We start from the raw sequence: 25,222 nt of genomic DNA on the forward strand, positions 1-25,222 counted from the left end.
ATGCGCACCTATACGGTTGGCGGCGCTGTTCGGGACAGGCTTCTGGGCCTGCCGGTCAAGGACCGCGACCACGTCGTGGTGGGCAGCACGCCAGAAGCCATGGTGAAACTGGGCTACAGGCCGGTAGGCAAGGATTTCCCCGTATTTCTGCATCCCGAGACGCATGAGGAATATGCCCTGGCACGCACCGAGCGCAAGACCGGCAAGGGCTACAAGGGATTCCAGGTGTATGCCGACCCGGAAGTCACGCTGGAACAGGACTTGGCGCGACGCGACCTCACCATCAACGCGATTGCCGAGGACGAGCATGGGCAATTGATCGATCCCTACCATGGCGTAGCCGACCTCGATGCCAAGCTATTGCGCCATGTCAGCCCGGCCTTCAGCGAAGACCCGGTGCGTATCCTGCGCGCCGCGCGCTTTGCGGCGAGGTTCACCGAATTCACCGTGGCGGAAGAAACCATGACGCTGATGCGCGACATGGTGGAGGATGGAGAAGTCGATGCCCTGGTGCCGGAGCGCGTATGGCAGGAACTGGCCAAGGGTCTCATGGAACAGCAGCCGAGTCGCATGTTCGACGTGCTGCGGGCCTGCGGCGCCCTGAAACGGCTGCTGCCCGAGGTGGACAGGCTGTTCGGCGTGCCGCAGACGGCCAAATACCATCCTGAAATCGATACCGGCATCCATGTCATGCTGGTGATCGATTATGCCGCCCGTGCGGGCTTCAGCCTGCCGGTACGTTTTGCGGCATTGACGCACGATCTCGGCAAGGGCACGACGCCTGCCGATATCCTTCCCCGGCATATCGGGCATGAGGAACGTAGCGTGGGGCTGTTGCAGTCTTTGGTAAAGCGCTTGCGCGTACCGAACGATTGCAAGGAGCTGGCGCTGGTGGTGGCGAAATTCCACGGCAAGGTGCACCAGGTCGGCGAGATGAAGGCGGCAACCGTCCTGCGTTTCCTGCAAGAGACCGATGCGTTACGCCAGCCGCAGCGGTTCCGTGATTTCCTGTGTGCCTGCGAGGCCGATGCCCGCGGGCGTACCGGCTTCGAGCAGCAGGCGCTGCCGTTGTTTCCGCTATTGCTGGAGATATTGAACCTCGTGACGTCAGTGGATGCTGGAGCAATTGCCCGTACGCAATCCAATCCAGAGGCGATCAAGGATGCGGTGTTCGCGGCGCGGGTGGCCGCGATGGAAGCGGCATACCGGTTTCCGTTCAAAGAACCGGCCGACCATTGACCATCGCCGCGCCGCTGCGGCTATCTAAATCTCCAGCCCGCTGATAAAATGAGAAGCGTTCTCAATTGAATGGTGGCCCCGCTCACCATAACATGACACATGAGCAAGTCTCCCTCTTCATTGCTGCAGGCCTTATACCTCAACCATCACGCATGGTTGCAGTCCTGGCTGCGCAGGAAGCTGGGTTGTCCCGACAACGCGGCGGATCTCGCCCACGATACATTCACGCGTATCCTGGCCGCCGAGGATATGCGTCCCGTATCTGAAATCGCCGAGCCCCGGGCCTATCTCACCACCATCGCCAAGCGGCTGATGGTGGATTTCTTCCGCCGTGCCGATCTTGAGCGCGCCTATCTCGAAGCTTTGTCGCAATTGCCCGAAACCATGCAGCCTTCCGCTGAGGAGCGTTTGCAAACCGTGCAGCTGCTGCAGGAAATGGACAAGCTGCTGGACGGATTGAGCGCAAAGGCGCGCGCCGCCTGGCTGTATAGCCGGCTGGATGGCCTCAAGCATGCGGAAATTGCCGAGTTGCTCGGAGTGTCGGTGCCTCGCGTGCGCCAATACCTGGCGCGTGCGGCGCGACAGGCATACCTGATGCGTTACGGCAGCGAGGAGGCCAGCGCCAACGAGGTTCGCGCCGTGCGCCGGTCTGCTAGACATGAGCCATCCTGATTCCCCGGTTTCCCGGCGCGTGCTGGACCAGGCCATCGATTGGCAAGTGCGCATGAGTTCCGGGGAAAGCACCGAACGTGATGCGATCGCGCTGGAATTCTGGCTTTCGGCGCATCCGGACCATGCCCGGGCCTGGCAACAGCTTGCCCGCCTGGATGCCTCGCTTGCTCCCGCCGAGTCCCAGCCTGTGCGCCATGTGCTGACCCAGCCGCTCAAGGCGCGCAAGGCCAAGCGCATCGCTGGCTCGCTGGGAGCGGTGCTGGCGATTGCATCGGCTGCCGCATTGTATGGCCAGTACCAGCCATGGAGCGGCTGGTTCGCGGATTACCATACCGCCACCGGCGAGCGGCAGTTGGTGGTGTTGCCCGACAATACCGTGATCCGCCTCAATACCCGCACCGCCATCGATATCGAGGAAGACGCGGAACAGCGCACCATTGTCCTGCGCGACGGCGAGATTGAGGTGGAAACCGGTCATGGCGCTGTCGAAAACCGGCCATTGGTGGTGGCGACGCAGGCAGGGAATCTGCGTCCGCTCGGCACGCGGTTCGTCGTGCGCAAGCTCGGCGAGGACACCGCCCTGCTTAGCGTGACGCAGGCCGCCGTGGGGGCACGGCCAGCCAGTTGCAGCCGCCGGGCCAATGAGGCATGCGACGCCGAAGTCCTGGTCGGGGAAGCGCAATCCATTGTTCTGCACCCGCAAGTATTGTCCCAGCCTTTGGCGAGCCCGCCGTTGATAGATGCGTGGAAGGACGGCATGCTGGTAGTGGAGAATGCGGCGCTGGAGGACGTGGTAGCGGAGTTGTCGCGTTATCATGTCGGCGTTATCAGGGTGCATCCTGATGTGGGCAGGCTGCGGATTACAGGTACATTCCCCGTCGACGATATCGATTACTCCATCGCGGCGATCACGCAGGCATTGCCGGTGCGTGTGACCAATGTCGCCGGGTTGTGGCGGAATCTTACACCCTTGAAAGATATCGGTTTTGCCCAGAAGCGCGAACAGAGCGTCAACGAAAAATAACAAAAATAAGAATTTTTTCTATTTACCCCTATCACTTTTCCTGACTGCTTCGACAAATACAGGAAGGCGCCTGTTCCTGGCGCTCATTGACAGGGGAGTTCAGATTGTTTTCCATCGTTTTTCCATCCATGAATCATGCGCAGCTCCGGCCGCTGGCCATGGCATTTGCTTTGGGTATGGCCGGTGCCTCTTCATTGCCTGCCTATGCAGCTGAGGCAGATTACGATATCCCGACAGCCTCGCTCGCGTCGACGCTGAATACGATCGCCAAGCAGGCTGGTGTTGCTTTGACGGTTGATGCCAGCCTGGTTGCAGATAAACAGGCCGCTGCCGTGCATGGCCGGTACACCGTGCAACAAGCCCTGGAACAGGCTCTGGTCGGTACAGGCCTCAGTCTGGTCGTGACCGAGGTGGGCAGCTTCAGCCTCAAGCCGGCCCCTGTGGCTGCCAGCCCGCGTAAGGCGGACGTGCTGCCGGAAGTCAGCGTGGTGGCAAAAACTGAAGGCCGTCGGCTGAGCGCCATGACCGGCGAGAGCATGTCCTATACTTCCAATATTGTGACCATCGGCAAGGGCGAGCAAAAGCTCAAAGATATACCGCAGTCCGTGAGTGTCCTGACGCGCCAGCGCATGGATGACATGGGCATTACTGATCTGCGCGACGCCGCCAATACCGTGACTGGGATGGTAGGCGTCGCGGGGGTGGGGCAGGGAATGGTACTTTCAGCGCGAGGCTTTCAAATCGATGCCTGGCAATATGACGGCGTTCCGATTCCGCGCAATACCTATGCACTGGGCAACTGGGGTGCAGAGGGCATGGTATTTTTCGACCGCTTGGAAGTATTGCGTGGAGCCTCGGGGCTGCTGCAGGGAACGGGCAGCCCCGGAGGCGCCGTCAACCTGGTGCGCAAGCGGGGGCAATTGGAGAAAACCATCGTGATGACCGCCAAAGCGGGGTCTTGGGATCATTACGGGTTGCAGCTTGATGCAGGCGGGCCTTTGAATGAAGAAGGCAGCCTGCGCGGGCGCATCGTCATCGATGAGGATCGTACGAAATCTTTTATCGATTATGTTTGGCAAAATACCCGGTCGCTGTATGCCGCGCTGGATTATGACTTGGGGCCCGATACCACGATCGGTATCGGCATCAGCAATTCGGAGAGCGATTCGCGCCCAATGATCCGCGGCTTGCCCCGTTATCCCGATGGCAGCGATATCGGCTTGTCACGCTCCACTTACGTTGGCGCGGTATGGAATCGTGCCGAGATCGATCAGACCACGCTATATGCCGATCTTGAGCACCATTTCAATAGCGACTGGAAAGTGAAGGTTTCCGCCCTGCGTATGCGTGAGAGAAATACCTCCGTACATCAGCGCATGCATGGAAATGTCGCTGCCGATGGTAGCGGGTTGACATTCGCCAACTGGGCTACGGATTTCGATGCCACTAAGACTGGTTTGGATATGTATGTGCGGGGCCAGTTTGAGGCATTTGCATTGAAAAATGAAGTGACCGTTGGCGCCAACTACTCGAAATACACTTCCAATGACATGTGGGCCCGCACTTTCACTCCCGGCGGCAATATTTTCGCCATCGATCACCACAGGCCTTGGCAGGATTACGCTTCCATTATGGCGGCTGGAGGCGTTGATAGCTTTACCAATTACGATGTGCGGCAAAAAGGCATCTATGGCAGCTGGCGGGTCAGGTTGACGGAACCCTTGACTGCGATTGTGGGGGCACGCACCAGCTGGTATGACTATTCTTACACCAAGCCATCGACGAATTACGAGGCGGTCAATAATGTCGCCGGCGAAGTTAGTCCCTATCTAGGTTTGGTCTATGCGTTGAGCGATCAATGGTCTATCTACGCAAGTTATACCGATGTCTTTGAACCCCAGTCGGAGAGGAACATAAGCGGAAAGAGCCTAGATCCAATTATTGGCTCCAATTACGAGCTTGGTATCAAAGGCGAATTGATAGGCGGGTTGGTCAATACCTCGCTGGCATTATTCAGGTACGACCATGAAAACCGGGCCGTGACCGACTACGCTTCTGGTTTTGCCTGCAGTGGTAGCTATTGCTCCATCGCTTCGGGAAAAGTGCGTAGCGAGGGAGTGGAGGCGGAGGTAAGCGGCGAGGTGGCTGCTGGCTTGCAACTATCGGCTGGGTATACTTTCAACACGACGAAATTCATCAATGATCCAATCAATGAAGGAAGGGTTTTCAGCCAATGGACCCCGAAACATATGCTGCGGATATGGGCCAATTACCAGTTTCCTGGTGAGTGGGGAAAGCTTAGCCTTGGGGGAGGGGTCAATGCACAGAGTCATACCCTGGGGTATAACCGGGAATATGAAGTGCCAGGATTTTCGGTCTTGAATGCGCGCATGGCGTATCAAATCACGCCTGAAGTATCGCTGGCGTTGAACATCAACAATATCCTGGATAAGCGCTACTACATTCCGGCGTATAACGAAACCAACGGCAACAATATGTATGGTGCGCCTAGAAATGCCATGCTGACTTTGAAGTACAGCTATTAAGTTGCTTGGACAACAGGCCTTGCAAAGGCTTGTTGTCCATGATGCTTTTATTCTTCCAGGCCGTATAGCAACGTCAGTTGCTGCTGCACGAACTCCATCGGCTTGCGCTTGAAGCCGCTCTTGGCGAACTGGTGCCAGCGGCCGATCACGAAGCACAGCAGCAGGTTGGCCTGGGATTCTGGGTCGAACTTGCGGCCGGTCTGGGTTTCGGCGATGCGCAGGCTTTGCTTCAGGGTGGACTCGATGCGGTCGAACAGTTGGTTGATGCGGATCTGCAGGGCAGGGTCCTCGTTGACCAGCGCATCGCCGATCAGTACGCGGGTCATGCCGTGGTTCTTTTCCGCGAACAGCAGCAGGATGGTGACGATGCGGCGTGCCTGGCGCAGGCCTTCCTCTTCTTCAGAGGTGATCTTGTTGATGAGGCCGAACAGCGTTTGCTCGATGAACTCGATGAGGCCGTCGAACATGCGAGCCTTGCTAGGAAAGTGACGGTAGAGCGCTGCTTCGCTGACCTCAAGCTTCGCGGCCAGGGAAGCCGTGGTGATTTTTTCGCGCTTGGGCGATTCCAGCATCTTCGCCAGGGTTTCCAGGATTTGCTGCTTGCGTTCTCCGGGTTTCAAAGCCATTTCTTTACCTCTTGATCCAGGCAGAAAGCCAAGCCGGGAAGCTACGTTCCCGGCGGCTGGCAATATTCTGCATTGTTGTACGTTTTATAAAGCCAGGTATGCGGCAACTCCAGCACGCTGGAAATGCGTGCATCCACATAACTGGGGCGTCTTGGCCGGCGCGAGACATGGATGGTCTTCATGCCTAGTCGCTTGGCCGTCATCAATGCCGGCAGGCTGTCCTCAAGTAGAATGCAATCGCCGGCGCTGACCTTGAGCGTTTGCAGCAGGTGCTGAAACCCACGCATGGCAGGCTTGGGGTGGAAGCCAGAGGATTCCACGCTGAACACCTGGTCGAACAAGTCGTCAATAGCGAGTAATTTTAACACTCTTTTGGCATAACTCATCGGCGCGTTAGTGAATACTACCTTACGGCCAGAGAGTTGCTGCAAGGTGTGCCGCAGTTTTTTCACCGAGCGCACCATTCGTGGCAGGTCGTCGAGCTGGTGGGTGGTTTGCAGGAAGTGGTGCGGATGTACGCGGTGATGGCGCATCAGGCCTTTTAGGGTGGCGCCGTAGATGCGCCAGTAATGCTGGCGCAACAGGCAGGCTGCCTCTTCCTCCAGCCTGAGCTCGCTCATGATATAGCGCGTCATCTCGATGTGCAGATGCGGAAAGATTTCCGCATCTGCATCATGCAAGGTATTGTCGAGGTCGAAGATCCAGACCTTGGGCGGCATGAGTTCGGGCTGGAGTATGCGCTTACTTGGCGGTGATGAGGGTGCCTACGCCGGCGTCGGTCAGGACTTCCAGCAGCAAGGCATGCTCGACACGGCCATCGATGATATGCACGGATTTGACCCCGCTGCGCGCAGCGTCCAGCGCCGAGCTGATCTTGGGCAGCATGCCGCCCGATAGGGTGCCGTCGGCAACCAGGTCGTCTATCTGCTTCGGCGTCAGGCCGGTGAGCAGGTTGCCTGCCTTGTCCAGCACGCCCGGGGTATTGGTGAGCAGAATCAATTTCTCGGCACCGAGGATTTCCGCCAGCTTGCCTGCCACGACGTCGGCGTTGATGTTATAGGTCTCCCCGTCCGCTCCCACGCCGATAGGCGCAATGACAGGGATGAAGTCGCCGCTGTCGAGGAACTGGATCAGGCTGGGGTCGATGCCGCTGATCTCGCCCACCTGGCCGATGTCGATCATGTTGGCCGGGTTTTGCAGGTCCTGCACCAGCAGCTTGCGGGCGTGGATGAAATTGCCATCCTGGCCGGTCAGGCCGACCGCCTTGCCGCCGTTGCGGTTGATCAGGTTGACGATTTCCTTGTTGACCTGGCCGCCCAGCACCATTTCGACAATATCCATGGTCTCTTCGTCGGTGACGCGCATGCCCTGAATGAATTCGCCCTTCTTCCCCAGCTTGTCCAGCAATTCGTTGATCTGCGGCCCGCCGCCGTGCACCACCACCGGGTTCATGCCGACCAGCTTGAGCAGTACGACATCGCTGGCGAAGCATTCTTTGAGGTGGGGGTCGGTCATGGCGTTGCCGCCGTACTTGATGACGATGGTCTTGTCGAAGAAGCGCTTGATATAGGGCAAGGCCTCGGCGAGGGTTTGGGCTTTCTGGGCGGCGGTGGTTTGGTTGAGCATCGACTCTCTCTGAAAATGCGAGTGAATGAATATTCGGCTATTTTAACTGGTTTAACATGAAAATCACGCGACAGCTCGCTAAAACTCCTGAGAGCCTGTTCACGATCTTTTCATAGGGCGAGTTGCCCCGGCAGGATAGGCGATGCAAGGTGCAAACCGCAGCCGTGCTGATTGCCCGGCGAGGATTTGCAACGCAACAGCGGCTGGGCTGCCGGGGCAACCCGGAGGGCACGGTCCCAACACCCGCCCGCTCCGCGTTGCAGTCCTTGGCAAGGCATAAGCATTACCTGCGGTCTGCGCCTTGACCGGACGCATCTTGGAACCATGCGCGCCCTATGAAAAGATCGTGAACAGGCTCTTACAAACCATGGACGGCAGAGGTACACTGAATTCGAGAGCAATACCTTCCTGGCATCCGTCAACAATCAGAACAGGAAAATGCATGCCCCGCGATATTGAAATTGCCCAGCAGGCAAAACTCCGGAAGATCAGCGAGATTGCCGCAGGTCTCGGCCTGAGCGAAGACTCCATCACGCTTTACGGACAATACAAGGCCAAGATAGACCTCAATGCCAACCCGCAGCTGCAAGCGAGGCCGGACGGCAAGCTGATTCTGGTGACGGCGATAAGCCCGAGCCCGGCGGGAGAGGGCAAGACCACGACTACTATAGGTCTCGGTGATGCCTTGCAGCGCATGGGCAAGCGTGCCGTCATCTGCCTGCGCGAACCTTCCATGGGGCCGGTATTCGGCATGAAGGGCGGCGCAGCCGGTGGCGGTTATGCCCAGGTGGTGCCGATGGAGGATATCAATCTGCACTTCACCGGCGATTTTGCCGCGATCGCGCTAGCGCACAACCTGCTTGCCGCCATGGTCGACAACCACATCCACCACGGCAACGCCTTGCAGATCGACCCGCGCCAGGTCACATGGAAGCGGGTGGTCGACATGAACGACCGCGCCTTGCGCCAGGTCGTGATCGGGCTGGGCGGCAAGGTCAACGGCCAGCCGCGCGAAGACGGTTTCGATATCGTCGTGGCTTCGGAAGTGATGGCCGTATTTTGCCTAGCGGACTCCCTCAAGGACCTGCGCACACGTCTGGGCAACATCGTGATCGGATATACATTCGCAGGCAAGCCGGTAACGGCGCAGGACCTCAAGGCACATGGGGCGATGGCCGCGCTGCTCAAGGATGCGATCAAGCCCAACCTAGTGCAGACCTTGGAACATACGCCCGCGCTGGTGCACGGAGGGCCGTTTGCCAATATCGCCCATGGCTGCAATTCGGTAATCGCCACTAGGACGGCGCTCAAACTTGGTGAAATCGTCGTGACCGAGGCCGGGTTCGGCGCCGACCTGGGCGCCGAGAAGTTCGTCGATATCAAATGCCGCAAGGCCGGCTTGAAGCCGGATGCCTGCGTCATCGTGGCAACCGTCAGGGCGCTCAAGTACCACGGCGGCGTGGATGTTCCTGCGTTGGCAAAGGAGGATCTTGGCGCGCTGGAGCGCGGCATCGCCAACCTGGAAAAACATGTGGAAAACGTCACGCAGCATTACGGCCTGCCTTCCGTGGTGGCGGTGAACCGCTTCGACCATGATACTGCGGCGGAGCTGGACCTGTTGGTCGGGCGCATGGCCAGGCTGGGCGTCAAGGTGGTGCTGGCTGAGCATTGGGCAAAAGGCGGTGCCGGGGCGGCGGCGCTCGCGAACGCGGTGGTTGAGCTGATAGATGGCAGCGATGCGCCGGGCATGCATTATGTCTACCAGGATGAGGACAGGCTCTGGGACAAGCTGGGCAAGGTGGCGCGCAATATCTACGGCGCTGTCGAGGTGCATGCGCCCCGCCGCGTGCGTGCCATGATCGACAAGTTGCAGGACGAGGGCTACGGGCATTACCCGATCTGTATTGCCAAGACCCAGTATTCGTTTTCCACCGACGCTTCTCAGCGCGGCCTGCCGCACGAGCATATCTTAACGGTGCGGGCTGTACGGCTGTGTGCCGGGGCAGAGTTTGTCGTGATGATTTGCGATGACATCATGACCATGCCTGGCCTGCCCGCGGTGCCCAGTGCGACGCGCATTGATATCGACGATGACGGGCGGGTGATCGGCCTGGATTGATGTGGCCGCAGCCTGCCGGAAAAGAAAAACGGCAACCTCCCTGGACTGCCGGGAGATTGCCGCACCGGGGTAGATGGTGAGGTGGCCTGTAGTGAATCAGGCCTTCTTGCGGCGGGCTGCGAAGCCAACCAATGCCAAGCCGCCAAGCATCAATGCATAAGCGGAAGGTTCGGGTACCGCGGCAGCGATCTGGTCAACCTGGAATGCTACGACACTGCTGTGCAGGTGCGCCAGGAATGAAATTTCATAAGAAGTGATCGGCTCGCTGATGCCGCTAAAGTCCCAAGTGAAATAGCCAACTGCGCCTTCAGCGACTGGGTTTTCAGGATCCCAGAAAGGAGAGTTTTCATCCACTGGAGCATCTGATAAGGTAAAGCTGCTCGCCGCCAGCAGTTGATTGCCGCCGTTATAGCTTAGATACACATCGGAAATCGCAGCGGCAAGGCCGCTTTGCCCGCCGAGAGACTGATTGCCGCCCGGGAACAATTCACTTTGGAACACGATGGAACCGAGATCCGAAATCAATGTGTTATCGGTAATGCTGAATAAAGAGTAATCCGTGCCGGACCATTGATACAGGCCCAACGATGCTGGATATGCATTGCCGTAAGTGCGTTTGAATACGGCATCACCGGCAGGTGCGTTGCTGTTGATGCCGTCAACAATGGCTTGGATGCCGGTTGCGCCGCTGCCTAGACGGGAAGCTGTCAGTTGATTGAAGCCGTCTGTCGCTGCAGAGCCGTCGACGTCGGAAAAATACTGGCTGGTAGAAGTTGCCGCCTGGGCGAAGGATGTTGCAGCGAGCAAGCTTAAAGCAAGGATACTTTGAGTGTAAGCAATTTTCATTTATTTCCCCTTGAATCTGGTTGAGAGCCTGAGCACTATGAGCGTGACCGGCACTAAAGTATCAATTAATGGGAATCAGTATTATTTCCATAATCGACAATTAATAGTAATTATTCTCATTTAAAAGGTCAACACTTTATTTTCCATTTTGGGAAAATGAATGGCTCAAATATGCTTGATGAAGACCTTGGAGCGGCGCTGCAGGTTGTACAACTTCTGTTTTTCGCCTGGTAGTTGCTCCACGCCGGTTTCGATAAAGCCCCGTTCGAGGAACCAGTGCTCGGTGCGCGTGGTGAGGACGAAGATGGATTGCAGGCGGAGTTCGCGGGCCTGCTCTTCGCAATAACTGAGCAGGCGGTCGCCGCGCCCGCCGCGGCGGAACGAGGAGTGAATGGCCATGCAGGCGAGCTCCGCGGTCTTGGTGCCGGGGAACGGGTAGAGCGCTGCGCAGCCGATGATCTTGCCGTCGTGCTCCATGACGTGGAAGTGGCTGATCTCCATTTCCAGGCGCTCCCGTCCGCGTCTGACCAGTATCCCTTCGTTCTCCAGCGGCTCGATCAGTTGCAATATACCGCCCACGTCGCCAATATCCGCAGGCCGCATGGCTTCCAGCGGGTCTTCCGTGACCATGGTGCCTATGCCGTCATGGGTGAAGAGTTCCTGCAGGATCGCCCCGTCCACATGGCGGCTGATCAGGTGCGTGCGCGCCACGCCCTGTCCGCAGGCGCGGACCGCGGCCGGGAGGTAATAGAATTCATCTTCGGTGATCTGCTGGGCAACGTTGTCGCCGATATGGCGCAACAGGTTCCTGGCCTTGTCGGTAGTCATTTCCCGCAGCAATTCCCCGCGGATATTGTGCACCCCGCTGGAGTCCATGAGGAAAATCAGCTTATCGGCATCCAGCGCAATGGCGGCGCTGGTGGCAACGTCCTCAAGGGTCAGGTTGAACACTTCTCCCGTGGGTGAATAGCCCAATGGGGAAAGCAGCACCAGTTCTCCGTCGTCCAGGCGCTTCTGGATGCCGATCGCATCGACCTTGCGGACCTCGCCGGTATGCTGCAGGTCTATGCCTTCGCGCACTCCCAGCGGCTTGGCGGTGACGAAGTTGCCGCTCGCGACCCGGATGTCCGCGCCGGCCATCGGGGAATTGATCAGTCCCATGGACAACAGCGACTCGATCTCGACACGTACGGCGCCATTGGCTTCCTTCACCGCCTCCATGGCTTCGTCATCGGTGACGCGCAGGCCGTTGACCAGCTTGGTCTGCAGCTTGGCGCGCCGGAGGCGGCTCTCGATTTGCGGACGCGCGCCGTGCACCAGCACCAGCCGCACTTCCAGGCTGGCAAGCAGGTTGAGGTCGTGCGAGAGGGCGACGAACTGGCCGTCGTCCACCACTTCGCCGCCGAAGGCGATAACGAAGGTGCGTCCGCCGAAAGCGTGGATATAAGGAGCGGCGGCACGGAACCAGCGCACGAATTCCTGGGGCTGGTGCAGGGTCAGGCGGGACGTGTTGGTGCTGTTGCCACTTTCCGCGTCACTTTGCGCATAAAGGTGGGCGGCGGTGCAATCCAGCGCGGTGCAGAGTTTGCGCAGCATGACCTCGGAAACGCCCTGCGCCCCACGCTCGATGCGTGAAAGGTTGCCGCTATTGGCGTTGACCTTGCGCGCAAGCTCCTGCAGCGTCATGTTGAGTGCCTTGCGGCGTTTGCGGATTGCGCTGCCTAAAGCCATGGGTATGGGTCCTGATTTTGCGTTTAAGGCATATTTTTATAGCAAAAGGCCTTTTAATGCAATTTTGATCTGCATCAGCGGGTAAAGTCCCCCCACAGCGCCTGCATGCTGGCAATGGCGGCCAATGCGGCGGTTTCCGTGCGCAGAATGCGCGGCCCCATGCGCACAAGGGCGAAGCCATGCTGGGCAGCCAGCTCGATTTCGTGGTCGGTCAGGCCGCCTTCAGGGCCGATCAGCAGGCAAATATTGTTTCCGGGCGGGCTGGTTTGCGCGAGCGCGGCTGGAGCATCGGGGGCCAGGGTGATGTATGCGTCTGCCTCCGGCTTTTGCGCCAGCCATTCTGGCAGGCCGATCGCGGGTGCCACGCTGGGTATGTAGGCGCGCCCTGACTGCTCGCAGGCGGAGATTGCCACATTCTGCCAATGCTCGCGGCGTTTCTCGGCGCGATCGCCAGCAAGCTTGACGATGCTGCGCTGGCTGGCGATCGGCTGGATAAAGGATACGCCCATTTCCACCGCTTTCTGGATCGTGAAATCCATGCGGTCACCGGAAGAGATCGCCTGGGCCAGCGTGATCTTCAGAGGGGATTCCGTCTGGCAGGGCTGCGCTTCCAATATACCGAGCCGTACCTCCTGCTTGCGGATGGAGGTTATCTTGCCCAGGTAGTTCTGCCCATCGCCATTGAACAGGACCGCATGGTCTCCCGCTTGCATGCGCAGGGCCTTGCTGGCATGGATCGCCGCATTGTCTGGCAATGCCGTCTCGCTGCCGGGGGTAAGCGCTCCAGGGTGGTAAAAGCGAGGAATTGTCATGACGTGGTGGTAGTATTGAAGGTGAATAATTCTAATTGAAGGAGTAGGCATTATGGCAAGTCTGAACCCGCCAGTGTGTGATTTTGGCTGGAAAGCGCCTGATTTCAACCTGCCTGGCGTGGATGGCAGGCATTGGTCGTTGGCCGAGGCGAAGGGGGTCAACGGCACGCTGGTGATGTTCATCTGCAATCATTGCCCGTATGTGCAGGCCATCAGGGAACGGCTGGTGGCGGATGCGCGCGCGTTGCGCGAACTGGGCATCAATACCGTCGCGATTTCCTCGAATGACGCAGAGGCTTATCCCGAGGACTCTTTCGAGAAAATGGCGGAGGTCGCCCGCGAGTTTCATTTCCCCTTCCCCTACCTCTTCGATGAAAGCCAGGAAGTCGCCAAGGCGTATGGCGCGGTGTGCACGCCGGACTTCTTCGGCTTCAATGCGCATCTTGAGCTGCAATACCGCGGGCGCTTCGACAACCAGGGGCGCGTGATGACGCCGGTGGAGAACCCGACCCGTGATCTTTTCGACGCCATGCGGCATGTCGCCGAGACAGGGCGCGGCCCGGTCGAGCAAGTGCCGTCGATCGGATGCTCCATCAAGTGGCGGGAGCCTGTCTAATTGGTCTGCTAGGGAAATGGGGCGTTACTTCAGATATCAGCATTGGCATCAACATTCATCGTTGGTATTGCTGAAACCGCTCATCTAAGGAATAATTATGGGCTAAATACCTCTTCGGAACTGTGGCTTGCAACAGTTTCCGCATTCCGTCGATTCAAAGGGGTTTTCAAGAATTTGAGTGAGGCTTCCTCCAGCCTTTCCTGTGCTGGTGAAGCCTTTTTCTCTTCAACCGTAGGGAGATATGTATGGCAGCAACTCGTCAAGAATTGGCAAATGCCATCCGCGTGTTATCCATGGACGCAGTTCAGAAGGCAAATTCTGGACACCCTGGTGCACCGATGGGCATGGCAGACATCGCAGAGGTTCTCTGGAACCACCATCTGCGCCACAACCCAACCAACCCTAACTGGGCTGACCGTGACCGTTTCATCCTGTCCAACGGCCATGGCTCGATGTTGATCTACTCCCTGTTGCACCTGACAGGCTACGATCTGGGTATCGAAGACATCAAGACTTTCCGTCAACTGCATTCCCGTTGCGCCGGCCACCCAGAATACGGCTACGCACCTGGCATTGAAACCACCACCGGTCCCCTGGGCCAAGGCATCACCAACGCGGTCGGTTTCGCGATGGCTGAAAAGTTGCTGGCAGACCAGTTCAACAAGCCAGGCCACGAGATCGTTGACCACTACACCTACGTATTCCTCGGCGACGGCTGTCTGATGGAAGGCGTTTCCCACGAAGCCGCCGCATTGGCTGGTACATGGGGCCTGGGCAAGCTGATCGCCATCTGGGATGACAATGGCATCTCCATCGACGGTCACATCGAAGGCTGGTACACAGACGACACCGCCAAGCGTTTCGAGGCTTATGGCTGGCACGTCATTCCTAACGTTGATGGCCACGATCCTGCAGCGGTTGATGCCGCGATCCAGGAAGCCAAGAAGGTCAAGGACAAGCCAACCTTCATCGCTGCCAAGACCATCATCGGCAAGGGTTCCCCGAACAAGTGCGGTTCCCACGACTGCCACGGTTCCGCACTGGGCCTGGAAGAAGTGGCTGCAACCCGTGAAGCGCTGGGCTGGACACACGAGCCATTCGTTATCCCTGAAGAAGTTTACGCAGGCTGGGATGGCAAGGAAAAGGGTTCCAAGCTTGAAAACGACTGGAACGCCAAGTTCGAAGCTTACGCCAAGATCTACCCAGCGGAAGCTGCCGAGTTCAAGCGCCGTTTCGCAGGCGAACTGCCAGCAAACTGGAAGGAAGTGACTGACGCTTTCATTAAGGCAACCAACGAGAAGGCTGAAGGCGTTGCAACCCGCAAGGCTTCCCAGAACGCGATTGCTGCACTGGCTCCGGTATTGCCAGAGTTCATCGGCGGTTCCGCCGACTTGACTGGCTCCAACCTGACCAGCTACTCCGGCTTCAAGCACGTGAGCGGCAAGGAACCAGGTAACTACATCTCCTACGGTGTACGTGAGTTCGGTATGTACGCGATCATGAACGGTATGGCGCTGCACGGTGGCGTATTGCCATTCGGCGGTACTTTCCACATGTTCTCCGACTACGCGAAGAACGCGCTGCGTATGGCTGCATTGATGAAGCAACGCACTATCGCCGTGTTGACTCACGACTCCATCGGCCAGGGCGAAGATGGTCCTACTCACCAGCCAATCGAGAACACTGCCGGCCTGCGTTACATTCCTCGTATGGATGTATGGCGTCCTGCTGATTCCGTTGAAACTGCAATCTCCTGGGTTGCTGCCATCGAGCGCAAGGACGGTCCATCCAGCCTGGTGCTGAGCCGCCAGAACGTGCCTGGCATCAAGCACGACGAGAAGCACTTCGAACTGATCCGCAAGGGCGGTTATGTATTCTCCGACGTGGAAGGCAAGGCAGACGTGATCCTTATCGGCACCGGTTCCGAGCTCGACCTGGCAATCAAGGCTGCTGCAGAGCTGAACGCTGCCGGCACCAAGGTGCGCGTGGTTTCCATGCCATCCACCAACGTGTTCGACCGCCAAGACCAGACCTACAAGGACAGCGTATTGACTCCAGGCGTGAAGCGCGTGGCCGTTGAAGCCGGCGTGACCGACTTCTGGCGCAAGTACGTCGGCCTCGAAGGCGCTGTGGTCGGTATCGACACCTTCGGCGAATCCGCTCCAGGTGGCGCACTGTTCAAGCACTTCGGCTTCACTGTTGAAAACGTAGTGAACACCGTCAAGTCCGTGCTGTAATGGCGTGAACTAACTGAAAAAAAGGGGGCCAGTGTTACTGGCTCCCTTTTTGTTTTTCATAGAGAGGAAAACCCTATGACAATCAAGGTTGGCATCAACGGCTTTGGCCGTATCGGCCGCATGGCGTTCCGCGCGGCGATCAAGGATTTTACTGATATCGAGGTCGTGGCGATCAATGATTTGCTCGAGCCCGACTACTTGGCTTACATGCTCAAGCACGATTCCGTGCACGGCCGCTTCGATGGCGACGTTGCCGTCAGCGGCAACAACCTGGTCGTGAACGGCAAGACCATCCGCCTGACTGCCGAGCGTGACCCTGCAAACCTCAAGTGGGGCGAGGTCGGCGTGGACGTCGTGGTCGAGTGTACCGGCTTCTTCCTGACCGAAGAAACCTGCCAGAAACACATTGACGCGGGCGCCAAGAAAGTCGTGCAGTCCGCACCGTCCAAGGACGACACCCCCATGTTCGTCTATGGCGTGAACCATGACACCTACAAGGGCCAAGCCATCGTTTCCGCAGCGTCTTGCACCACCAACGGCTTGGCGCCGGTCGCCAAGGTATTGCAGGACAATTTCGGCATCAAGCGCGGCCTGATGACCACTGTGCATGCGGCAACTGCCACGCAGAAGACCGTGGACGGCCCATCCAACAAGGATTGGCGCGGCGGCCGCGGCATCCTGGAAAACATCATTCCCTCCTCCACCGGCGCAGCCAAGGCCGTGGGCAAGGTGATCCCGGAACTGAACAAGAAGCTGACCGGCATGGCATTCCGCATCCCGACCAGCGACGTATCCGTGGTTGACCTGACCGTGGAACTGAACAAGGAAACAACCTACGAGCAGATCGTCGCTGCGATGAAGGCAGCTTCCGAAAGCGGTCCGCTCAAGGGCGTACTCGGCTTTACTGACGAGAAAGTGGTTTCCACCGATTTCCGTGGCAACGCCTACCCATCGATTTTCGACGCCGACGCCGGTATCCAGCTCGACCCGACCTTCGTCAAGATTGTGGCCTGGTACGACAATGAATACGGCTACACCTGCAACATGATGCGCCTGGTGCGTCACATTGCCAGCTAGGCCGGGGAGCAAGCGATGACCGTAATCAACATGACGGAGCTCGACCTCGCGGGCAAGCGCGTCTTCATCCGCGCCGACCTCAACGTGCCGGTCAGCGATGGCAAAGTCACTTCCGACGCGCGTATCACTGCTTCCATTCCCACTATACGCCACGCCCTGGATGCCAAGGCTCGCGTCATGGTGACTTCCCACCTCGGCCGCCCGGAAGAAGGCGTATATTCCGAGGAAAACTCCTTGCAGCCCGTGGCTGACGTGCTGGCCGAACAGCTCGGCCAGCCGGTGCGACTGATCAAGGATTGGGTGGATGGCGGCTTTGAAGTGGCCGAGGGCGAAGTGGTCTTGCTGGAAAACTGCCGCTTCAACAAGGGCGAGAAAAAGAACGTCGAAGAAACCGCACGCAAATATGCCGCGCTCTGCGACGTGTTCGTGATGGACGCTTTCGGCACGGCCCACCGCGCGGAAGCTTCCACCTACGGTGTAGCGCAATATGCGCCTGTCGCCGCGGCCGGCTTGCTGCTGGTAGGCGAGCTGGATGCGCTGGGCCAGGCCCTGTGCGAGCCCGCCCGCCCCATGGTCGCGATTGTCGGCGGCTCCAAGGTCTCGACCAAGCTCACCGTGCTGGAAAGCCTGGCTGAGAAGGTGGACCAGCTCGTGGTCGGCGGCGGTATCGCCAATACCTTCCTCAAGGCGGCCGGCAAACCGATCGGCCGTTCACTGAACGAGGACGACCTGGTGCCTACCGCGCAATGCCTGATGGAGAAAATGGCAAAACGCGGTGCGGCCGTGCCGATCGCGTTGGATGTGGTCTGCGGCAAGCAGTTCGATGCCAATGAGCCTGCCGTGCTCAAGTCGGCGGATGACGTGGCCGACGACGACATGATCTTCGACATCGGCCCCGAGTCCGCCAAGCAGCTTGCCGAGATTATCCTCAATGCGGGCACCGTGGTCTGGAACGGCCCGGTCGGCGTATTCGAGTTCGACCAATTCGGCGAAGGCACCAAGACCATCGCCGACGCCATCGCCAAGACCAAGGCCTTCACCCTGGCCGGCGGCGGCGACACCATTGCTGCGATCCAGAAATACGATATCTATGACAAGGTGTCTTATATCTCGACGGCAGGCGGGGCGTTCCTGGAGTTCCTCGAAGGCAAGAAATTGCCGGCGGTGGAAATTCTGGAGCAGCGTGCCAACGGTTAAGCAATTGTTGAATTGATAAGAACCAAAGGGGCCTTCTGGCCCCTTTGGTTTTTCTCTCGGCCTATGAAGTTGAGCGATATGCGCTATATTTTGACGTCATGTATGAGTTGTGGCTGGAAATTGCATGGCTTGAGTTGACAGGCCGGTGTTCAATACTCAAACTTGAACTTACTAAACTAATAACAACTTGGCATTTTGCTTAATTTTAAGGGGCTCATTAGATTGTCACACGTACCATATCCCAAAAAATGGACTGCGATTATCGTTTCTCTTTCCTTGGGGCTACAGAGTTGTGTTACCACGGATCCAAAAACAGGTAAGCCATCGCTTGGTGAAACTTTTAAACAAACGTTCGCGAGTGATGATCCTTGCGCCAACAATGCCCGAAATATTGGCATTGTTGCCGGTGCGTTGATAGGAGGGTTGATTGGCAATAAGGTGAGCGGCAGTAACAAAGCCTTGGGCACTGCCATCGGGCTGGGGCTGGGCGGAGCGCTGGGCGGCTTGATCGGATCTGAAGTGGATAAGCGTCAGTGCGAATTGGCCAAGATTCAAAAAAAATACGACTTGGACATGCAGGTCACTCCCATAGAAGTGCAGGCGACCGAAGCCAATGTTTCCAGCGTGAAACAACCACAGAAAGTAGGTTTGTCGGTATCCGTGGTCGATGTGAATGACAAACCCCAGTTTCAGAGCGGTTCCGCCATTCTCGAGCCGAATGCCAATATACATTTCGCGGAAATTGCACGCCAATATTCGTTAAAAACACAGCTTGATGCTTTGGGCCCCAATGCCACGCAGCAGGAAAAAGACAAGGTAGCGCAAGCGTTCAAAGGGAAGAGAGTCCTATTGATCGGGCATACTGATGATACTGGCAATACGAAATTGAATGCGGAGCTTTCGGAAAAACGTGCCCGTGCCGTGGCTGCTTTGTTCAAAACCAATGGCGTTGCCGAAGAGCAACTCTATTATCAAGGGGCAGGGGAGACGCTGCCTGTTGCAGATAACCGGACTGATGAAGGGCGTGCCAAAAATCGGCGGGTCGAAATCGTCGATCTCAGCAATGAAGAAGTGTTTAATCTTTATTTGCAAACACGTCATGCCAATACCGCGTATTATCGGCCGGCCGAGCCGGTGGCAGCCCCTGTGAAACAGGCCGGATCCAATCCTGTCATGGTGAAATCAGGCAGTGCAAAAACGGTTGATAAAGCTGTTTCCAAGAGTGCTCCACCACCTGCCTCCAGGGATGTGAAGAAGGTTGTGCCAAAGACCGTGGCGCCAGTCACGATGGTTGCTTCTCATGCTATTGATTTTGGCGGTGTGCCTTTTAATTCGCAGGTGGCGAGCCTGGATGTGGGAGAAGTCAAATCTCCCAGCAACGGTTTACGTCTGATCAGCGAAGCACAGGCGAGCGATATGTCGGCGATCCGAACCTGCGACCTGGATCGTCCACGCCAAACTGGCGCGGTTAAGTCCCTGAAGGGGGATAAAGCAGTCGCAACCAGTGAACATTTACCTGGTTTATATGGGCGCAGTTGGTACGATAACGTAGGCGGGCACTTGGTTGTGCTGAACAAAGTGTCCGTCCTCCGCGATGGCGCGGCACCTGCCAATGCCCCAGAACTGAAGGTGTATACACGGTATGATGCTTCCAAAGCGAATGCCAAGGCGGACGTGGAGCTAAATCCAGCCGTCAATACGTATCAGGGGAGCAATGGCTTGCTGTATCGCGTGTTTGCGGAGGGTGAAGCTGGCATTAAGTGCATGGATATTCTCTGGCCGCAAGGCAGTGCCACCGAAACGAAGGGTGGCAAGATACTTTACAGCCGGGCCGGCAGTGATTATGTAGTGGATTTCAAGCCTAAAATGGTCAATGTTAAAAAGTAATTCAATAAGAATAAGTTAAGGGGGGAATAGTATGAAAGAGTTCTTTGCAACCTATCCATTGCTGGCCTGGAGCGTGGTCAGCACCATGATTGCCTTGATCGTCGTGGTGGCGTTATGGGAAAAATTGAAATGGTGGTGGCTTAACACCTGGATGAGTTTCCCGGTGATCGGTCGAATCAATACGCTATCGAAAGACCTCAATCGCGATGTGATCAATTCCTCATGGTTCAAGGCGGAAAAGTCCCTTTGCCGAGATTATAAGAAATTTATCCGCATTCAGAATGAGCAGGATTTTAATGACAAGATTGAATACTTGACTAAAGCCGGGGATAACGGCCGCAAGGCTATTCCCATGTGGATATGGGTACTGACCGTGGCCATGGTGTTTGTAGAGGCAATGGGCTTCAGCTACGTACTGGCCGGGTATACCTTGCCAGGTGCAAGTGAAAACCTGCAGCAGACCGGCGCTTACGGTATTGCATTCCTGATATCAATCATCCTGGTTGCCTTGACCCACTTCGCGGGGCATGAACTATACAAGTCGGGAAAAATTGCGCATGCGCGGCGCGAGTGGGCGGAAGATGGTCGCAAGCACAAGCTCACGACGGGGACTGTTCCCCTGGCGAAGCCTCAATCGATTGATGACGATCAGCCGCGCTATACTCAATTATGTAATCGTGTGGGGACTCACCCTAGTTACAAAATTACCATTCTCACTGTTGTGTTTGTGATTTCTGTTGCGGTGTTCGCGACATACGTTCGTGGTCAAGTGTTGGAGAAGTCCTTGCACCAAGAAGTGGTGGGAGCTAGTCAGGCTGCGGCTGTCAGTAATGCAGATGGGCTGGATTTTTCAAACGATTTTGCATTGCCCGAAGCTGATCTGGCTCAAAACCAAGCGGCAGTGGAGAAGGCGCTTCAGGATGAAACCTCCATAGACCGCCATGGCGGCTGGGCAACGTTCATCGTGCTGGCATTTGTATTCGTGTTCCTGCAAATTCTTGGGGTGATATTCGGGCATCGCTGGGGCTTTGCCGGCCAGAATAGCGCAGCAGCATTTGCCGATATCGGTTATGGCCGCTATAACACTTACGCTGATGTTCGCGAGCACTACCAGGAAATTACTGATACTGCGCAGTCCAAGCTCGAAACGCTGCAACAAAAATTGATGGATAGAAACGCTCAGCATGGCACCGATGGCATGCATACCAGTAAAAGTTTTTATGATTTCCTGGAACTGAGCCGTCAAGAGGAAGCCAAGGATAGAGAAAGCCAGCGTCAACATACGCAGCGGCAGGCTGAGGCGCGTCAGTCCAAGCCTGTTGTTGCGGATGCTCAGGATTTGAGTGCGGCAGTTTCACTACAGGAGGCCTTGCGCACCCTTGATAGCTTGCAGGATAAAAATGCAAAGAAGGATTTTATTCATGGTTTGCCAGCCACCTTGCAACAGGAAGTGTTGGAGGCAATCAAGAATGCCAGGCTGGCTGAGCAAGAGAAGGCAAGCCGTTCCAAGCTGGATTCAGAGCTGGATGATTTGTTATGAAATATATAAAACCTGCAGTTGCCGGAATATTGCTGGGAGTAGCCGGACTAGCGCAAGCAGGCGGGGCTGTGCTTGCCTGCTATCATGCCAAGCTCCCTTCTCCAAGCTTGAAGCCAGCTACTGAGATTTTTGTAGTGATAGACCAGACTACGGTGTTTGACAATGCGCTGAAGCAGTCTATTGCGAATAATCTGCGGCCATTCCTGAGTGCGAACAATGCATTTTCCGTTATCCGCTTTTCAGCTTATACGCAGGGGCAGTACACGGAGGTGTTGACTGCGGGCAGCCTTGATCCGCTCATTGATCAGGATGCCAGAAATGATATCTCCAAGCCGGTATTGGCCAAGTTTGATCAATGCACGGCCAATCAGCCAAAACAGGCGTCGCAACTGGCTGGGGCAGCATTAAAGAAAGCGTTTGGAGGAAGCAGCGCATCCATTCCTAAGTCGGATGTGATCGGAAGTCTGAAAGATATTTCCAACCGGGTACGCCAGTCGAAGGCAAGCCAGAAAGTCGTACTGGTAGCTTCGGATATGCTTGAAAACTCTTCGGTCACGAGTTTTTATATCAATCAGGCTGTGCGTACCATTCAACCGGAGAAAGAGTTGGCGCTGGTTGAAAAGCAAGGATTGTTTGGTGACTTTGCTGGTGCGAGGGTGTATGTAATTGGAGCCGGCTTGTTGGCGGATGATGCCAGGGCTAAAGCAGTGTACCGTTCTCCTCAGACCATGCAGGCGCTGGAAAACTTCTGGAAACAATATTTTCAGCGCTCCAATGCGCAATTGTTGGAGTTTGGGCAACCAGCCTTGCTGAATTCGATAAGGTAAAAAAACAGGTTTGGGAGTTGGCTTGTTTCTTAACTTCAGGGCATCAATCCCAAACAAAATATAGTGACCTCGCGTATTTGTACGTCTTGAGTCATGTAGTGCAACAAGCTCAGTCTAGTGTTTTTCTTAGTGAAGACAACCTCAATATGATTGATTGTTTCTTGGAAAAGGTATATTTTTTATACCATGTTAACTTTTGAGTTTGACCCGGTAAAAAGTCAGTCTAATCTTCTAAAGCACGGTATCAGTTTTGTTGATGCGCAAGCGCTGTGGAACGATCCAAACTTATTGGAGATTCCTGCAAAAACAGAAGATGAGCCGAGATATCTCATGATAGGGTTGATCCATGGCAAACACTGGTCAGCGATTATCACTTATAGAGATACCAATATCAGACTGATTTCCGTCCGTCGCTCACGCACCGAGGAGGTGGCATTGTATGAAAGCTAAAGATTTTGAGCAGCAGTTTGATGAGGATGTTGATATTACTGCTTCGTTGGATTTGTCAAAGGCAAAGCGCGTCCTGCATGCGCAAAAGCGTGTCAATGTTGATTTTCCAACATGGATGATTGAGTCTCTTGATCGGGAGGCTGGAAAGCTGGGTGTTACCAGGCAATCGATTATTAAGGTATGGCTTGCAGAACGCCTCGAGAAGGTTGGTTGAGTAAATACATTGCTTATGTGCGTGGGGCTTGATTTTTTGTCTATGCGAGTGATGACCAAGTGGCAGGATTTCTCAGAGCCTCCTCACAATCTTTTCATCACCAAAGCCATTGCACCGTTGTTTACCCATGATGGATTGTCATCCCGGCCACTGAGCCGCGATCTCGTGAACAGGCTCTTAGCGTATTAACTGCTTGGAGCGGATGCATGAAAAATTCAATTGTCGTGTTGTGCATGACTCTTTAAATATTTTGCTTCAAATGGTAATGATGCTCTGCGGATCGACAGCCAACGAGCAAGCGGGATTCTGTCATTATTTTTCCTGAAGATGTACTGCTAGATCATTTGACACACGCCAATACTATTCTTGCCATTCTTGTGGCACAAGATATGCACGATTCCCCCCAAACGCTGTCAGCATTAAGATGAATTCCTGAGCAATCGCAAGGAAAGGATGTCATGGCATTACGTAAAACCAAGATTGTGGCGACGCTGGGGCCGGCTTCCAGCGATGAGGCGGTGATCGAGCGGCTGATGGATGCCGGGGTGGATGTGGTGCGGCTCAATTTCTCGCATGGGTCTGCGCAAAACCATATTGCCCGCGCCGAGTTGGTGCGGGATATCTGCCGGCGCAGCGGAAGGCCGGTGGGGGTGCTGTGCGACCTGCAGGGGCCGAAGATCCGCATCGGCAAGTTCGAGAGCGACCGCATCCTGCTCAAGGTGGGTGACAAGTTCATCCTCGATGCGGCATGCAAGCTGGGCAACCAGGAGCGGGTGGGGCTGGATTACAAGACCTTGCCATCCGAGGTGGAGGCTGGCGCGGTGTTGCTGCTCGATGACGGGCGAATTGTGCTCAACGTCGAAACGGTGAACGGCGGCGAGGTGCATTGCACAGTGGCGGCTGGCGGGGTGCTGTCAAACAACAAGGGCATCAACCGCCAGGGCGGCGGGCTATCTGCGCCCGCATTGACCTTGAAGGACCAGGAGGATATCCGTACGGCAGTGGCGCTGGAGGCGGATTATATCGCCGTCTCGTTCCCGCGTAGCGGTGCGGATATCGAGTTGGCGCGCCAACTGGTGGAGGAGGCGGGCGGCCATGCGGCGATTGTCGCCAAGATCGAGCGCGCGGAGGCGATTGACGCGCTGGAGGAGATTATCGATGCCGCCGATGTGATCATGGTGGCGCGCGGCGACCTTGGTGTCGAGGTGGGCGATGCGGCGGTGCCCGGCTTGCAGAAGCGCATGATCCGCACGGCGCGCATGCGCAACAAGCTGGTGATCACGGCGACGCAGATGCTGGAATCCATGATCAGCAGCCCGATCCCGACCCGGGCCGAGGTTTCCGATGTGGCGAATGCGGTGCTGGACGGCACCGATGCGGTGATGCTCTCGGGCGAGACGGCGGTGGGGCATTATCCAGTCGAGTCCATCCAGGCCATGCACCGGGTCTGCCTGGAGGCGGAGAAGGAGTACGACAGCCACCATTTGCAGGCGCCGATCAATGACGAGTTCGAGTTCATCGATGAGGCGATCGCCATGGCATCGGTGTATGCGGCGGAGCATTTGAACGTGAAGGCGATCGCCGCCCTGACGCGGTCAGGTTCATCTGTCACCTGGCTGTCACGCTCGAACACTAATGTGCCGATTTACGCCTTGACGACGGAGCGCAACACGCGGCGCAAGCTGACGCTGTACCGCGGGGTCTATCCCTACCATATCGAGCTGCCCAGCCAGGAACTGAGCAAGATACTCTATGATGCGGAAGAGACATTGCTGCGGCTGGGCGCGGTGCAGCGCGACGACCTCATGATGCTGACGTTCGGCGAGCCGATCGGCAATGCGGGCGGCACCAATACCCTGCAGATCGTCAAGGTAGGCGAGCACAGGCGCGAGCGACATTTAACTGCCAGCAACACTAGCCGTGAACAACCCTAGGA

General features: G+C 56.6%; 21 protein-coding genes. 15 read left to right on the forward strand and 6 right to left on the reverse strand.

Going from position 1 to position 25,222, the window contains the following annotated elements; genetic code table 11:
• The 4 genes from ACW4YW_RS12440 (at position 1) to ACW4YW_RS12455 (ending at position 5,481) form a co-directional block, all read left to right on the forward strand.
• Positions 1–1,239 carry a multifunctional CCA addition/repair protein gene (locus ACW4YW_RS12440; RefSeq protein ID WP_457137997.1) on the forward strand — a complete coding sequence of 413 codons (1,239 nt, stop codon included), beginning with the start codon at positions 1–3 and terminating at the stop codon, positions 1,237–1,239.
• A gap of 99 nt (positions 1,240–1,338) precedes the next feature.
• Positions 1,339–1,911: a sigma-70 family RNA polymerase sigma factor gene (locus ACW4YW_RS12445; RefSeq protein WP_457137843.1), complete on the forward strand. Its 573-nt coding sequence runs from the start codon at positions 1,339–1,341 to the stop codon at positions 1,909–1,911.
• On the forward strand, positions 1,898–2,935 hold the full coding sequence (locus ACW4YW_RS12450) for a FecR domain-containing protein (protein WP_457137844.1): 1,038 nt from the start codon (positions 1,898–1,900) through the stop codon (positions 2,933–2,935). Before ACW4YW_RS12445 ends, ACW4YW_RS12450 begins: the two co-directional genes overlap by 14 nt.
• A gap of 158 nt (positions 2,936–3,093) precedes the next feature.
• A complete protein-coding gene (locus tag ACW4YW_RS12455; protein ID WP_457137845.1) occupies positions 3,094–5,481 on the forward strand; it encodes a TonB-dependent siderophore receptor in 2,388 nt (795 codons plus the stop codon).
• A gap of 47 nt (positions 5,482–5,528) precedes the next feature.
• Here the strand turns inward: ACW4YW_RS12455 and slmA are convergent, their stop codons facing one another.
• From slmA to argB, 3 genes are read right to left on the reverse strand one after another with little or no spacing between them, the layout of a single operon-like run.
• Entirely contained in the window at positions 5,529–6,107 is a 579-nt protein-coding gene (gene slmA / locus ACW4YW_RS12460; RefSeq protein WP_457137846.1) for a nucleoid occlusion factor SlmA, read from the reverse strand.
• Between the two features lie 41 nt (positions 6,108–6,148).
• Positions 6,149–6,826 (reverse strand): pyrimidine 5'-nucleotidase, encoded by a 678-nt coding sequence (locus tag ACW4YW_RS12465; RefSeq protein WP_457137847.1) that lies wholly within the window; start codon positions 6,824–6,826, stop codon positions 6,149–6,151.
• A gap of 22 nt (positions 6,827–6,848) precedes the next feature.
• Complete coding sequence (gene argB, locus ACW4YW_RS12470) at positions 6,849–7,733, reverse strand: acetylglutamate kinase (protein WP_457137848.1); 885 nt, start codon at positions 7,731–7,733, stop codon at positions 6,849–6,851.
• Between the two features lie 442 nt (positions 7,734–8,175).
• On the opposite strand from argB, the gene ACW4YW_RS12475 reads away from it, so the two are divergent.
• Positions 8,176–9,852 (forward strand): formate--tetrahydrofolate ligase, encoded by a 1,677-nt coding sequence (locus ACW4YW_RS12475; protein ID WP_457137849.1) that lies wholly within the window; start codon positions 8,176–8,178, stop codon positions 9,850–9,852.
• 96 nt (positions 9,853–9,948) lie between these two features.
• On the opposite strand, the gene ACW4YW_RS12480 is transcribed toward ACW4YW_RS12475, so the two are convergent.
• The 3 genes from ACW4YW_RS12480 to ACW4YW_RS12490 form a co-directional block, all read right to left on the reverse strand.
• The gene (locus tag ACW4YW_RS12480; protein ID WP_457137850.1) at positions 9,949–10,698 is read right to left on the reverse strand and encodes a PEP-CTERM sorting domain-containing protein; all 750 of its coding nucleotides are present in this window, start codon (positions 10,696–10,698) and stop codon (positions 9,949–9,951) included.
• A 165-nt stretch (positions 10,699–10,863) separates the two neighbouring features.
• Positions 10,864–12,429: an amino-acid N-acetyltransferase gene (argA, locus tag ACW4YW_RS12485; protein WP_457137851.1), complete on the reverse strand. Its 1,566-nt coding sequence runs from the start codon at positions 12,427–12,429 to the stop codon at positions 10,864–10,866.
• 74 nt (positions 12,430–12,503) lie between these two features.
• On the reverse strand, positions 12,504–13,241 hold the full coding sequence (locus ACW4YW_RS12490) for a 16S rRNA (uracil(1498)-N(3))-methyltransferase (protein WP_457137852.1): 738 nt from the start codon (positions 13,239–13,241) through the stop codon (positions 12,504–12,506).
• 52 nt (positions 13,242–13,293) lie between these two features.
• Between ACW4YW_RS12490 and ACW4YW_RS12495 the strand changes: the two genes are divergently transcribed.
• The 10 genes from ACW4YW_RS12495 to pyk all read left to right on the forward strand — a co-directional run bounded on the left by ACW4YW_RS12495 (position 13,294) and on the right by pyk (position 25,220).
• The gene (locus tag ACW4YW_RS12495) at positions 13,294–13,857 is read left to right on the forward strand and encodes a thioredoxin family protein (protein ID WP_457137853.1); all 564 of its coding nucleotides are present in this window, start codon (positions 13,294–13,296) and stop codon (positions 13,855–13,857) included.
• A gap of 245 nt (positions 13,858–14,102) precedes the next feature.
• Entirely contained in the window at positions 14,103–16,094 is a 1,992-nt protein-coding gene (gene tkt, locus ACW4YW_RS12500) for a transketolase (protein WP_457137854.1), read from the forward strand.
• Between the two features lie 75 nt (positions 16,095–16,169).
• A complete protein-coding gene (gene gap, locus ACW4YW_RS12505) occupies positions 16,170–17,171 on the forward strand; it encodes a type I glyceraldehyde-3-phosphate dehydrogenase (RefSeq protein ID WP_457137855.1) in 1,002 nt (333 codons plus the stop codon).
• Positions 17,172–17,186: 15 nt separating this feature from the next.
• Positions 17,187–18,368 carry a phosphoglycerate kinase gene (locus ACW4YW_RS12510; RefSeq protein WP_457137856.1) on the forward strand — a complete coding sequence of 394 codons (1,182 nt, stop codon included), beginning with the start codon at positions 17,187–17,189 and terminating at the stop codon, positions 18,366–18,368.
• Positions 18,369–18,590: 222 nt separating this feature from the next.
• Positions 18,591–20,255: an OmpA family protein gene (locus ACW4YW_RS12515; protein ID WP_457137857.1), complete on the forward strand. Its 1,665-nt coding sequence runs from the start codon at positions 18,591–18,593 to the stop codon at positions 20,253–20,255.
• Between the two features lie 31 nt (positions 20,256–20,286).
• Positions 20,287–21,795 (forward strand): hypothetical protein, encoded by a 1,509-nt coding sequence (locus tag ACW4YW_RS12520; RefSeq protein ID WP_457137858.1) that lies wholly within the window; start codon positions 20,287–20,289, stop codon positions 21,793–21,795.
• Positions 21,792–22,622: a hypothetical protein gene (locus tag ACW4YW_RS12525; RefSeq protein WP_457137859.1), complete on the forward strand. Its 831-nt coding sequence runs from the start codon at positions 21,792–21,794 to the stop codon at positions 22,620–22,622. The genes ACW4YW_RS12520 and ACW4YW_RS12525 overlap by 4 nt, the downstream gene beginning before the upstream one ends.
• Positions 22,623–22,808: 186 nt before the next feature.
• Entirely contained in the window at positions 22,809–23,072 is a 264-nt protein-coding gene (locus ACW4YW_RS12530) for a BrnT family toxin (protein ID WP_457137860.1), read from the forward strand.
• Positions 23,062–23,286: a type II toxin-antitoxin system BrnA family antitoxin gene (brnA, locus tag ACW4YW_RS12535; RefSeq protein WP_457137861.1), complete on the forward strand. Its 225-nt coding sequence runs from the start codon at positions 23,062–23,064 to the stop codon at positions 23,284–23,286. Before ACW4YW_RS12530 ends, brnA begins: the two co-directional genes overlap by 11 nt.
• A gap of 458 nt (positions 23,287–23,744) precedes the next feature.
• Entirely contained in the window at positions 23,745–25,220 is a 1,476-nt protein-coding gene (gene pyk / locus ACW4YW_RS12540; RefSeq protein WP_457137862.1) for a pyruvate kinase, read from the forward strand.
• Positions 25,221–25,222 lie beyond the last annotated feature (2 nt).

Source organism: Methylobacillus pratensis, assembly GCF_054072455.1.

Bases quoted from the DNA above. Each gene is read 5' to 3' on its own strand.
- ACW4YW_RS12440 (WP_457137997.1), top strand. From the start codon at position 1: ATGCGCACCTATACGGTTGGCGGCGCTGTTCGGGACAGGCTTCTGGGC.
- ACW4YW_RS12445 (WP_457137843.1), top strand. From the start codon at position 1,339: ATGAGCAAGTCTCCCTCTTCATTGCTGCAGGCCTTATACCTCAACCAT.
- ACW4YW_RS12450 (WP_457137844.1), top strand. From the start codon at position 1,898: ATGAGCCATCCTGATTCCCCGGTTTCCCGGCGCGTGCTGGACCAGGCC.
- ACW4YW_RS12455 (WP_457137845.1), top strand. From the start codon at position 3,094: ATGGCATTTGCTTTGGGTATGGCCGGTGCCTCTTCATTGCCTGCCTAT.
- slmA (WP_457137846.1), bottom strand. From the start codon at position 6,107: ATGGCTTTGAAACCCGGAGAACGCAAGCAGCAAATCCTGGAAACCCTG.
- ACW4YW_RS12465 (WP_457137847.1), bottom strand. From the start codon at position 6,826: ATGCCGCCCAAGGTCTGGATCTTCGACCTCGACAATACCTTGCATGAT.
- argB (WP_457137848.1), bottom strand. From the start codon at position 7,733: ATGCTCAACCAAACCACCGCCGCCCAGAAAGCCCAAACCCTCGCCGAG.
- ACW4YW_RS12475 (WP_457137849.1), top strand. From the start codon at position 8,176: ATGCCCCGCGATATTGAAATTGCCCAGCAGGCAAAACTCCGGAAGATC.
- ACW4YW_RS12480 (WP_457137850.1), bottom strand. From the start codon at position 10,698: ATGAAAATTGCTTACACTCAAAGTATCCTTGCTTTAAGCTTGCTCGCT.
- argA (WP_457137851.1), bottom strand. From the start codon at position 12,429: ATGGCTTTAGGCAGCGCAATCCGCAAACGCCGCAAGGCACTCAACATG.
- ACW4YW_RS12490 (WP_457137852.1), bottom strand. From the start codon at position 13,241: ATGACAATTCCTCGCTTTTACCACCCTGGAGCGCTTACCCCCGGCAGC.
- ACW4YW_RS12495 (WP_457137853.1), top strand. From the start codon at position 13,294: ATGGCAAGTCTGAACCCGCCAGTGTGTGATTTTGGCTGGAAAGCGCCT.
- tkt (WP_457137854.1), top strand. From the start codon at position 14,103: ATGGCAGCAACTCGTCAAGAATTGGCAAATGCCATCCGCGTGTTATCC.
- gap (WP_457137855.1), top strand. From the start codon at position 16,170: ATGACAATCAAGGTTGGCATCAACGGCTTTGGCCGTATCGGCCGCATG.
- ACW4YW_RS12510 (WP_457137856.1), top strand. From the start codon at position 17,187: ATGACCGTAATCAACATGACGGAGCTCGACCTCGCGGGCAAGCGCGTC.
- ACW4YW_RS12520 (WP_457137858.1), top strand. From the start codon at position 20,287: ATGAAAGAGTTCTTTGCAACCTATCCATTGCTGGCCTGGAGCGTGGTC.
- ACW4YW_RS12525 (WP_457137859.1), top strand. From the start codon at position 21,792: ATGAAATATATAAAACCTGCAGTTGCCGGAATATTGCTGGGAGTAGCC.
- ACW4YW_RS12530 (WP_457137860.1), top strand. From the start codon at position 22,809: ATGTTAACTTTTGAGTTTGACCCGGTAAAAAGTCAGTCTAATCTTCTA.
- brnA (WP_457137861.1), top strand. From the start codon at position 23,062: ATGAAAGCTAAAGATTTTGAGCAGCAGTTTGATGAGGATGTTGATATT.
- pyk (WP_457137862.1), top strand. From the start codon at position 23,745: ATGGCATTACGTAAAACCAAGATTGTGGCGACGCTGGGGCCGGCTTCC.